The sequence below is a fragment of the uncultured Rhodospira sp. genome (genome assembly GCF_937138205.1).
GTDB lineage: Bacteria > Pseudomonadota > Alphaproteobacteria > Rhodospirillales > Rhodospirillaceae > Rhodospira.
Genome location: NZ_CAKZOT010000060.1, coordinates 1 through 10,959, shown reverse-complemented (window position 1 = coordinate 10,959; position 10,959 = coordinate 1). Strand labels below are relative to the sequence as shown.

The window sequence follows — 10,959 nt, the reverse complement described above, 5'->3', positions numbered from 1 at the left end:
GCGCTGTCCAGAGCATCGGGCGGCAGCGAGTCGAGCCGGGTCGCGACGTCATCCGGCAGGGGACCAAATCGCAGCGTGAGTGTGCGCCGCAACGCCTGCCTCATGGCGCGCATTTCGCCCCGCGCCTCCCCACGCGCCTCCCCACGCGCCTCCCCACGCGCCTCCCCCAGCTTCTCGCCTTCGGCGCGTCCCTGGGCCATCCATTCCTGTGCCGCCAGAGACACCATGCTCGCCTCCCTGTCCGGTCTGGCCCGGGCGGCGACCGCTCTCCAGTCCTCCGCCGTCAATGTCCGGGCCACGTGGAGAATATAGCGCACCACTTGGCGTTCAAGAAGCGATCCGTCCGGCAGTTCGGCCACGATCTCGACCAGCACGTCCAGCGACGCGTCTCCGGTGCGTCCGAGGGTGGCCAGGGCGCGCAGCACCGCGCGCACGGCCGGCGCTTCGGACAGCGCGTCGGGCGGGCAGTGCCCCAGGTCCCGAACCTCATAGCGGAAATCGCGCAGCAGGTCGCGCAGATCGTCGTCCGCGTCCAGGCAGTCCACCACCGACACCGGCACGGACCACCGGCTGCGGCCATGGTACAGCACCAGCGGCACGATCGGCGGCAGCCGGCGCACCCGCGCGGCATCCTGGCCCACATGGCGATCCCAGATGCGCACCATGTAGGACAGAAGCTGCAAGGGCGTGCGCGGGTCCGGCTGGCTCTTGTGTTCCAGCAGGACGTACAGGAACGCTGGCCGGCCGTCGTCGAGAGCCACCCGGTAGAGCCGGTCGCTGGTGGTTCCCTTCAGGTGCTCGTCGATGAACGAGCCGTCCTCCAGGGTCGGCGCAGCGTCGGACAGCCGCGCCGCCAACGCCGGGGGCAACTGCTCGCGCAGGAGGGTGGCGGCGTGCCGGGGGTCGTCGAGCAGGGCGCGCAACAGCGCATCGTGCGGATTGGCGGGCGAGGACATGGCGGCAGGAGCTTCCGCAAGACCGAAGGGTCTGTCTTCCTATCGGTGAACACAGGGCGGGGGAACCCGGAATTCTGCACGGCGCGGTCCACGCTGGGCCAGGGGGAACCGCCAAAGGCGTATCGCTCGGCCGTCCCCCGCCCCATACTGGGCCGCCGTCCACCCACCACCGAGGGCCGCGCCATGAAACCGATCCACCGCATTCTCCTGACCGGGGCCGCCGGAGCCTTGGGGCGGCAGCTCCGCCCGGTCCTGCCGAAGCACTGCACGCACCTGCGCGTCACCGACATCGCGCCGCTGGATCCGCCGGCGGCGCATGAGGAGGTGATCCAGGCCGATCTGGCCGACCCCGCCCCGGTGCTGGAGATGACGCGCAACGTGGACGCCGTGGTCCACATGGCCGGCAAGGGCATGGAAGCACCCTTTGACGAGATCCTGCGCGGCCACATGCTCGGCCTTTACAACGTGTTCGAGGGCGCACGGAAGAACGGCGTGCGCCGGGTGATCTGGGCTAGTTCGATCCACGCCGTCGGCTACTACCCCTTCAGCCAGGTGCTCGACAGCCGCACGCCGCCGCGCCCCGACACCAACTATGGCGTCGCCAAGGCCTATGGGGAGGGGCTGGCGCAGTACTATTGGGACAAGTACGGCATCGAGGCCATTTCCGTGCGCATCTGTTCGTGCTTCCCGGAGCCGAAGGACCGCCGGATGCTGTCCACCTGGCTTAGCTATGCCGACCTGGAACGGCTGGTCGCCGCCGCGCTGACCTGCACGCGGCCGGACCACTCGATCCTTTTCGGCGTGTCGGCCAACGCCACGGCGCCCTACGACAACCGGTACGCCAGTCACATCGGCTTTCGGCCACAGGACAACGCCGAGGTCTTTCGTGAGCAGGTCGAGGCAGCCAACCCGCCCTATGCGCCCGACGCGCCGGAGATCGCCACGCACGGCGGAGCCTTCGCGACGTTCGGTCACTTCGACGATTGATTCGGGTGCGCCCATCCCGACACCGCCGCCAGGCCGGCCGTGCTGCCGGGGGGCAGGTGGCGGGCGGAGGCGGCGGTGATCCCGCCCAGGGCGACCACGGGCAGACCGGCCCGCCGGCTCATCAGCGCGAACCGCAGCGGGCCGAGCGTGGCCGCGCCCGGATGGCTGGCGGTGGGGAACACCGGGGACAGCACGGCCATGGAGGCGCCCTGCGCCCGCGCCCGGGCCAGGGCGCGCGGCCCGTGACAGGCGACGCTCAGGGTTCGGCGCTGTGCCCACCCCAGGGCCGGGGCCAGCACGCCGTGCCGTGCCAGTCCCTCCGGCTGGTGCAGACCGTCGGCGCCGACCGCCGCCGCCAGCCGCCAATCCCCGGCCACCAGCAGGACGATCCCGCGCGCCCGCGTCAGGCGCCGCAGTCGCCGACCCTGGGCCAACGCCTCGTCGCGCGGCAGGCCGTAGGGCCGCCAGATCAGCCCCGCCCCGCGCGGCATCCGCGCCAATGGCGGCACCGGATCGGGCAAGCGCGCCGGATCGCTCACCAGCCACGCCGCCGGCACTCGGTGGCACCGTCCCGCTTTCAGGCGGCGCGCGGCGTCTGCTAGGGTACGCGCCAATCCCGTTCCTCCCTCAACACGACCTGATCCCGAACATGACATCGCTCCCCGACATCGCCGCCAACCTCGCCGCCGTCCAGGACTCCATCGCGGCCGCCGCGCGCGAGGCCGGCCGCGACCCGGCCGAGGTGACCCTGGTGGCCGTGGCCAAGACCCACGGCGCCGACCGTGCCGAGGCCGCCCTGGCCGCCGGGCACCGCGTGTTTGGCGAGAACCGCGTGCAGGAAGCCCAGGGCAAGTGGCCGGCCCTGCGCAACCAGTATCCCGACCTCGAACTCCACTTGATCGGCCCGTTGCAGAGCAACAAGGCGGCCGAGGCCGTGACCCTGTTCGACGTCATCGAGACCGTCGACCGCCCCAAGCTGGCCGCCGCGCTGGCCAAGGAGATGAAGCGCCAGGGCCGCCGCCCGGCCTGCCTGATTCAGGTCAACACCGGCGAGGAGTCGCAAAAGGCCGGTGTGCCGCCAGCCGAGGCCGACGCCTTCATCGCCCACTGCCGCGACGAGGTCCAGCTTCCCGTGACGGGGGTGATGTGTATTCCGCCGTTTGACGACGAGCCGTCACCCCACTTCGCCCTGCTGCGCGAGATCGCGCGGCGCAACGGCCTGCCCGTGGTCTCCATGGGCATGAGCGGGGACTATGCGGTGGCCGTACAGCTCGGCGCCACCCACGTTCGGGTGGGTACGGCCATCTTCGGCGAACGGCCGTATCCGCCCAAATCCTGACCCCCGCGACCGGAGCAAACCCGTGCCGCCAAAGTCCAATCCGCTGAAGCTCAATAAGCTGCAACTGAAGACCCTGACCCTGCTGCAGGAACTGGCGCGCGACCCGTCGGTGGCCAGCACCGACGCGAAGACGGGCAACGTCCACATCGGGGTCCTGCCGCGTCCGCACGGCGACCATTTCCATGTCGGCCCCTCTGTGGTCATGTCGGCCGATGCCACCGGATTGGACAACACCGGCGTGTGGTTGGCACTGATGCGCAAGGGACTGGCCGAATTGCGGCCCGACGGCGGCGCCTGGGTCACGCCGGAAGGCCTCGCCTACGAAACCGGCCTGCGCGAGGCGATCCTGCACGGGTCCGATCATGCCAACGGATAAGACATGACCCGTTTGTTCATTCGCGTTTGATGATGGACGTGAGGCGGGACGGACAACGCAGTGCGGGGCGGGAGATAGCCTCCCGCCCCGTCTGACAGTCACGTCAAGCATTTGACGGCTGGGTCGCCGCCATCGCGGCAGAGCCGTTACGCCGCCGCAGCCTCGTCTTGCGTGTGCGTGATGGCGCTGGCACCGGTCGCGCCCGCGATCTCAATGCGGCGCGGCTTTTTCTCTTCCGGCACCTGGCGTTCCAGATGCACATGCAGCAGGCCATTCTCGATCGACGCGCCGCGCACCTTGATGTGGTCGGCCAGTTCGAACTTGCGCTCGAACGCGCGGGTGGCGATGCCGCGATGAAGGAACTGGCCGCCCTGCGGCTCGGTCCGCTCCTGGCGGCCGGAGATGATCAGCGTGCTGTCATGCACGGTGACGTCCAGGTGCTCCGGCGCGAATCCGGCCACGGCCATGGTGATCCGGTAGGCGTCGTCGGAGACCTTTTCGATGTTGTAGGGCGGATAGGCGGTGGCCTGCTCGTCGACGCGGCTGGCGGCGTCCAGCAGACGGCTGACGTTGTCAAAGCCGATGGCGAAACGATGCAGGGGGGACAGGTCGTAGGTGCGCATGATGAAGTCCTCCTTCAGAAGCGACTTGGTCACGTCCGGGCGCATCGGGTGATCGCGGCCCGGGTGTGGTGGGTTCGTGACCCTGCCCGCCGGCTCGCCGGCGAGGCCGCGCGAGAGGGTCGGGTGGGGTGTCCGGTCCCCATTCGGGCAACCGGACGCCGTCGATTTGGGGCGAGGCGAGGCCCCGCGCAAGAGGGATTTTTCGCCAGATGAATCGCCCTCGAAGGCCGGATCACCGCGCTGATCCTGGTTCGCTCTCTTGTTTGTCTCTAGGCCTCGTCTCCGGTGCCCGGCGCCCCGGGCCGATCAACGCCGCCAGCCCCCCCAGCAGCGCCGAGCCCAGCAGGTTCACCGCGTGAAAGACGATGCCGGTCACCAGGGCCGTGGCCTCGTCCAGGCCCGCGGGCATCAGCGCTAGCACCCAGGCGGCCTCGAACGTGCCGGCGTTGGCGAAGGTGTTGACCGGCAGCACCGAGGCCAGCGCCGTCGCGCTGCCGCCGGCCACGCCGCCGGCCAGCCCCACGGGCGCGGGCGTGCTGTTGGCGCATAGCCACGCCATCAGGAAGATCAGGCCCCAGGCCGCGACGGTCCACGCCAGCAACCGCGCCAGCACGCCCGGGGTCAGGGCTGCCAGCGCCTGCACCAGGGTCTCCCACACCCGCGCCAGCCGCCCCGCGCCGCCGAACGGAGTCAGGTGGCGCAGCCGCCCGGCCACCCAGGGCGCCAGCAGCAACCCGCCCAGCATCGCCGCCGCCGCGCCGCCGGCCAGGGTCACCCCGTGCGGAACCGCGTCGCGCGCCGCCGGCAGCAGGGCCAAGGCCAACACCCCGGCGGCGAGCACGATCACCAGGTCGATCATCCGCAACGCCACCAGCAGCGCCGACCCTGCCGCCAGGGGCGTGCCGGCCGCGCGGTTCAGCAACCAGACCAGCGACAGTTCGCCCAGGCGCATCGGAGCGAAGCTGGCCAGCACCGAATGCAGCGCCGCGACCCAGGTCATGGGCCACAGGCCCGGCGACGGGGACGCCGCCGATCCGCCCAGCGCGATCTGGAGTCGCCGCGCGCGGACCACCGGCAGCAGCGGATACACCGCCAGCGCGGCCAGCACCGGCAGGGGGTCGGTGGCCGCGAGCGCCGCCATTACCTGGCCCCAGGCGCCGCTGGGCAGCAGCCAGGCCACCAGGGCCGCACAGGCCACAACGGCCAACAGAAGCTGCCAGGCCAGCGCCGGCAGAAGCTTGGGCGGGCGACGGCGGGGCCGAGAAGACGTCATGACGGGGGCGGGCTCCGGACAACGGGCGTGTGACGCCTCCCTGTAGCCGAGAACGGCGCCGGATGACAGCGGCGGACGGGTCTGGCGGAGGGCGCCGCTCGGACTCCCTCTCCTGGATAGGGCTATCGTATTGACACGTCTCCGCCAGCGTTCGCGCGAGTCGACAGAGCGGCGCAAGACCCCACCCCAACCTCCCCCCGACGGGTGGAGGAGACGGCCAACGCCAACCGAACCGGAACAGATCAAACGGACGTCGTATGATCCCGCGCTCAGCGCGTCTGCCTGGTCCGTTCCCTTCGCTTAAGCTGTGCCCTTGCGTGGTCCGTTCGTCCGCATTCGATACGGGGGCGGGTCGACGCATCGAACGATAATTTCGGTATTTGCTTTTCGCACAGAATATAATAAGGAAGGCGCGATTTTGCATCGCAGCATGTCTGTGTCACGTGCGAGAATGATGCGAAAGCGAAAAGACCTCTCACGTGACGGCCGGGCGGCGTTGGACAGCTTCGGATCCCCAGGGGTTCGTTCGCGGCCACCCTGGCCTCACCCCGGTCAGGGCGCGACCCTGCCCGGCACAATGACACGTGGTCGGGGCCACACGAGGCGCCCCACCCCCCTGAACACTGCGGGATGGATCGGATGAGCACGACGTTTGAAGGTATCTCCACGGTCATGAACGGCAACGGCGCCGTGGCTCACGTGATGTCGCACGTCTGCGGCGGCGTCATCGGCTACCCCATCACGCCCTCCACCGAGATCTCGGAACTGTACGAGGACTTCCGGGCCAAGGGCGGCTGCAATGTCTGGGGGCACCATCCGTTCTTCTTCGAGCCGGAGGGCGAGCACTCGGCGCAGTCGGGCGCGCTCGGCGCGTCGCTGACGGGCGGCAAGTACATCTCCAACGCCTCGTCCAGCCAGGGCATTCTGTACGGCCTGGAGTCCCATTTCGTCACCGTGGGCAAGAAGGTGGGCGGCTTCGTGCTGCACATCGCCGCGCGCGTTGTCTCGCGCCACTCGCTGAACGTCATGGCCGGCCATGACGACGTCTATGCCCTGCTGCCGTCGGGCTACACCATCCTGTTCGGCTCCACCCCGCAGGAGGCGGCCGATCTGGCCGCCATCGCCTACAAGATCGCCGCCGATTCGCTGATCCCGGTGGCCAACGCCATGGACGGCTTCGCCACCAGCCACATGATGAGCGAAACCGTGCTGCCGCGGCCGGAGCTTCTGAAGGAGTACCTGGGCGACCCGGCCGGGCGGATGCCGGCGCCGACCGTCGCCCAGGCGCTGCTGTTCGGCGCCCGAGGCCGGGTGCATCAGCTGCGCGGCTGGATCGAGCGCCACGAGGACACCCTGGGCGAGGCGGCGGTGGCCGCTCTCAATGTCTTCCTGGCCGACAACGAAGAGGCCATCGAAACCGACAGCGACGGTGCGCTGATCGGCCAGACGCTGGCCCACGTGCCGGCCGATCTGCACGCGCGCTGGCGCCGCCTGTGGCTGAACGCCTGGGAGAAGGGCACGCGCCAGCGCGTTCCCGCCCTGGTGGACGTCAACAACCCGGGCCTGACCGGGCCGGTGCAGAACCAGCCGGACTTCCAGGCCGGCGCGGTCGACCACTTCACCCACTTCGCGTCCGAGGTGCCGCGCCTGGCCCGCGCCGCCATGGCCGCCTACAACGAGATGACCGGCCGCCAGTACGCGCCCGTGATGACCTATCGGTGCGAGGACGCCGAGACCGTGCTGATCGGCCTGGGCTCCGTCACCCAGGACGTCGAGGCGGTGGTCGACCACCTGCGCCAGCAGGGCCGCAAGGTCGGCTCGGTCTCCATCAAGCTGTTGCAGCCGTTCCCGGAGGCCGAGTTCATCGAGGCCGTGGCCGGCAAAAAGGCCATGACGGTGCTGGAACGCTCCGACATCACCGCGTTGACCAGTCTGGTGAGCCGGGCGCTGAACAAGGCGCGCGAGAACGCGGCCGGCGAGCGCTACCCGGGCATCCGGGCGATGACCGAGACGCCGCGCCTGACCACCGCCATCTTCGGCCTGGGCGGGCACGACCTGCAGCCGCGCCACCTGGTGGCCGCGTTCGACGCCATGGACGCCGGCAGCCCGTCGCCGCTGGTCTACCTGGGCTCGCAGTTCTTCTACGCCGATCCGCCGGAACGGCTGGCCGAGGCGCAGGCCAAGCTGAAGGCCGCCTATCCGGAAACCGAGCTGATGGCGCTGAAGACCGGCGCCAACCCGCACCTGCTGCCGGAGGGCGCCTTTCGCATCCGCTTCCACTCGGTCGGCGGCTACGGCACGGTGGCCACCGGCAAGCTGCTGACCGACGTGCTCTCCGGCGTGCTCGGCCTGTACTCCAAGTCGGCGCCCAAGTACGGCTCGGAGAAGAGCGGCGCGCCCACCAACTACTACATCACCCTCAGCCCCGATCCGGTGAAGATCACCAACGCCGAGATCGAGGACGTCGAGATCGTCCTGTCGCCGGACCACAAGGTCTTCTCGCACTCCAACCCGCTGCGCGGGCTGGCGCCGGGTGGGACGTTCGTCCTGCAGTCCAACCGCAGCCCTCTGGATGTCTGGCGCGAACTGCCGGCGGTCGCCCGTCGCGACATCCGCGAAAAGAAGATCAACCTGTACGTCGTCGACGCCTTCGCCGTGGCCCGGCGCCACGCGCCCTCGGCCGAGTTCGAGACCCGCATGATGGGCATTGCCTTCATCGGCGCCCTGTGCGGTCACGAGGCCCGGGCCAAGGCCGGCGGGGACGAAGCCACCTTGTTGGAACGCATCCGCCAGCAGATCACCAAGAAGTTCGGCGCCAAGGGCGAGGCCGTGGTCGAGGGCAACATGGCCGTCATCCGCGACGGCATCAGCAGCACCGTGCCCGTGCCCTATGACGAGCCGGCCTACATCGACGCCGAGCGCGCCAATGTCGAGGCGGCCACGCGGGGCGTCGAACTCTCGGCCGCGCTGTGCGGCCTGGGGTCCTCGTGCGCGCCCACGGCCATGTTCGATGCCTCGTACTTCGAGGAGATGATCGGCCGCCCGTTCCGCGAGGGCACCGTCGGCGAGGCGCCCGTCATGCCCGGCGCCGGCCTGTTCATGCCGCCGGCCAGCGGCGCCATGAAGGACAAGGGCCTGTTCCGCCGCCAGGTGCCGGAGATCGACTTCGACAAATGCACCGGCTGCCTGGAATGCTCGCTGATCTGCCCGGACGCGGCCATGCCGGCCACCCTGCACGAGGTGGGCGACCTGGTGCGCTGGGGCATCGGTGAACTGGACCCGGCCGACAAGCGCGCCGCGCTGGAAGCCCACGCCGAGGCCATCACCGCCGGCATCCACGCCGCCTTCAAGACCGCCGGCAAGGCGCCCAAGCCGTTGCACGAGGCATTCGCCGAGGCCGCGACCGAGGCGGCCGGCGCCGGTCTGTCCGCAGAGATCGAGCAGGTGGCGGGCATCCTGGCCGGCTTCCCGGTGGCCCGCACGGCGCCGTTCTACACCCAGCCGGAGCGCAAGGAGCCGGGCACCGGCGCCCTGTTCTCCATCGCCATCGACCCGTGGAAGTGCAGCGGCTGCCTGGAGTGCGTCACCGTCTGCGCGCCCGACGCCATCATCGAGCGCGCGCAGGACGACGAGATCCTGGAGACCCTGCGCGATCGCTTCGAGATCATGACCCGCCAGCCCAACACCCCGGCGCGCTTCACCGAGAACGTGTCCGGCGGGCAGGCCAAGCGCATGATCCTGGACCACGACACGTATTACTCGACCACCGGCGGTCACGGCGCCTGTCGCGGCTGTGGCGAGGCGACGGCGGTGCGCCTGTTCGTCGCCGCCAGCCATGCCAAGTTCCAGAAGGCGCGGGAAGCGCAGATGGCCGAGATCGACCGGCGTCTGACCGGGCTGACCGACAAGCTGGCGGCGCTGCCGGCCGGCGACACGGATCGACGCGCCCGCATCGAGGGCCTGATCGACACCCTGGAGGCCTACCTCTTCCGCCTGGAAAGCGGCCCAACCGGGTCCGGTCCGTCCGCCAACCTCGTGGCCAACGCGACCGGCTGTTCCAGCGTGTATTCCTCGACCTTCCCCTTCACCCAGTACCGGGACCCGTGGGTCAACAGCCTGTTCCAGGACACCCCGGCGGTGGCCAAGGGCCTGTTCGAGGGGGTGGCCGCCGACGCGGCGGTCGAGTTCAAGGCCATGCGCCTGGCCGAGCTGGAACTGGCCGACGCCTTCGACCCGGCCAAGCACGGGGCGATGTTCAACCACTTCTCGTGGGATGACTTCACCCCGGCGGAGCGGGCACAACTGCCGACCGTGATCAGCATGGGCGGCGACGGCGCCACCTATGACATTGGCTTCGGTGCCCTGTCGCGCATCCTGGCCACCGGCACCCCGGTCAAGATGGTGGTGCTGAATACCGGCGCCTATTCCAACACCGGTGGACAGGCCTCGACGGCCAGCCTGACGGCGCAGGACTCCGACCTGTCGCGCGTTGGCGCGGCCCATGCCGGCAAGGCGGACGGCCGCAAGGAACTCGGTCTCATCGCCATGATGCACCCGCGCGTCATGGTGGTGCAGACCGCCGTGGGGATGCAGGCGCACTTCCTGAAGGGCACGCTGGCGGCACTGGCCCATACCTCGTCGCCGGCGCTGATCGACATCTACACGCCGTGCCAGGGCGAGCAGGGCCTGGGCGACGCCATGGCCGCCGAGCACGCCAAGGTCGCGGTGCGCAGCCGCATCTGCCCGGTGTTCATCCATGATCCGGAGGCCGGCGACAGCATGGCCGAGCGCCTGTCGCTGGTCGGCAACCCGGACGTGGACAAGGACTGGACCACGCACGAACTGGTCTACACCGACGAAGCGGGCCAGACGCAGAAGATGGAGGTGCCGCTGACCCCGGCCGACTTCGCGCTGATCGAGGGCCGTTTCCGCCGCCAGCTCGTCGGCAAGCCGCTGACCGCCGAGGCCGCCGGGATGCCGGTGCATGAGTACATCGACCTGCCGGAGGCCGAGCGCGCGGGCGTCATCCCGTTCGTGTGGGCGGTGCGCGAGGGGGCGCTGGCGCGGTTGCCGATCTCGGCGCCGATCATCGCGCTGGTCGAGGAACGCCGCCGCTACTGGCGCCTGCTGCAGGCCCTGGCCGGGCAGGATCTGGAGCGGCTGCAGAAGGCCCACAAGGCGGAGATCGACGCCCTGAAGGCCGAGGTCGAAAGCGGCAAGGCCCTGGAACCGGCGGAGTAATCCGCCGGGCCGGGCGCGTCAGGGTCGCGCTCGCCTCAGGAGGGCGGATTCGGGGCGAAGCCCCAGTCCGCCGCGCGGCATCATGACTTGTCATGGCGAACCCTCGACGCAAGACGAGGGTGAAGAGCCCGTAGGGTGCGTCTGACCGCCGCGAACGCGGCGGG

At 70.1% G+C, this 10,959-nt stretch carries 8 protein-coding genes; 4 read left to right on the top strand and 4 right to left on the bottom strand.

Going from position 1 to position 10,959, the window contains the following annotated elements; genetic code table 11:
• On the bottom strand, positions 1-956 hold a 956-nt coding region (locus tag Q0309_RS08765), incomplete at its 3' end, for an Rpn family recombination-promoting nuclease/putative transposase (protein ID WP_299439629.1).
• 183 nt (positions 957-1,139) lie between these two features.
• Here Q0309_RS08765 and Q0309_RS08760 point away from each other — a divergent pair.
• Entirely contained in the window at positions 1,140-1,943 is an 804-nt protein-coding gene (locus Q0309_RS08760; protein ID WP_299439627.1) for an NAD(P)-dependent oxidoreductase, read from the top strand.
• Here the strand turns inward: Q0309_RS08760 and Q0309_RS08755 are convergent.
• Positions 1,928-2,557, bottom strand: a complete 630-nt coding sequence (locus tag Q0309_RS08755) for a thiamine phosphate synthase (RefSeq protein ID WP_299439625.1) — start codon at positions 2,555-2,557, stop codon at positions 1,928-1,930. The two genes, Q0309_RS08760 and Q0309_RS08755, sit on opposite strands and share 16 nt — an antisense overlap.
• Before the next feature lie 35 nt (positions 2,558-2,592).
• Here Q0309_RS08755 and Q0309_RS08750 point away from each other — a divergent pair, with 35 nt between their 5' ends.
• The gene (locus Q0309_RS08750) at positions 2,593-3,282 is read left to right on the top strand and encodes a YggS family pyridoxal phosphate-dependent enzyme (RefSeq protein WP_299439623.1); all 690 of its coding nucleotides are present in this window, start codon (positions 2,593-2,595) and stop codon (positions 3,280-3,282) included.
• 22 nt (positions 3,283-3,304) lie between these two features.
• A complete protein-coding gene (locus Q0309_RS08745; protein ID WP_299439621.1) occupies positions 3,305-3,658 on the top strand; it encodes a hypothetical protein in 354 nt (117 codons plus the stop codon).
• 146 nt (positions 3,659-3,804) lie between these two features.
• Here the strand turns inward: Q0309_RS08745 and Q0309_RS08740 are convergent, their stop codons facing one another.
• On the bottom strand, positions 3,805-4,281 hold the full coding sequence (locus Q0309_RS08740) for an Hsp20 family protein (protein ID WP_299439631.1): 477 nt from the start codon (positions 4,279-4,281) through the stop codon (positions 3,805-3,807).
• Positions 4,282-4,513: 232 nt separating this feature from the next.
• Positions 4,514-5,554: a lysylphosphatidylglycerol synthase transmembrane domain-containing protein gene (locus Q0309_RS08735; protein WP_299439619.1), complete on the bottom strand. Its 1,041-nt coding sequence runs from the start codon at positions 5,552-5,554 to the stop codon at positions 4,514-4,516.
• Between the two features lie 639 nt (positions 5,555-6,193).
• Between Q0309_RS08735 and Q0309_RS08730 the strand changes: the two genes are divergently transcribed.
• Positions 6,194-10,795 carry a 2-oxoacid:acceptor oxidoreductase family protein gene (locus tag Q0309_RS08730; RefSeq protein ID WP_299439617.1) on the top strand — a complete coding sequence of 1,534 codons (4,602 nt, stop codon included), beginning with the start codon at positions 6,194-6,196 and terminating at the stop codon, positions 10,793-10,795.
• The last annotated feature ends 164 nt before the right edge of the window (positions 10,796-10,959 follow it).

Excerpts from the sequence above, each read along its gene's own strand:
- Q0309_RS08760 (WP_299439627.1), top strand. The coding sequence starts at position 1,140 with ATGAAACCGATCCACCGCATTCTCCTGACCGGGGCCGCCGGAGCCTTG.
- Q0309_RS08750 (WP_299439623.1), top strand. The coding sequence starts at position 2,593 with ATGACATCGCTCCCCGACATCGCCGCCAACCTCGCCGCCGTCCAGGAC.
- Q0309_RS08740 (WP_299439631.1), bottom strand. The coding sequence starts at position 4,281 with ATGCGCACCTACGACCTGTCCCCCCTGCATCGTTTCGCCATCGGCTTT.
- Q0309_RS08735 (WP_299439619.1), bottom strand. The coding sequence starts at position 5,554 with ATGACGTCTTCTCGGCCCCGCCGTCGCCCGCCCAAGCTTCTGCCGGCG.
- Q0309_RS08730 (WP_299439617.1), top strand. The coding sequence starts at position 6,194 with ATGAGCACGACGTTTGAAGGTATCTCCACGGTCATGAACGGCAACGGC.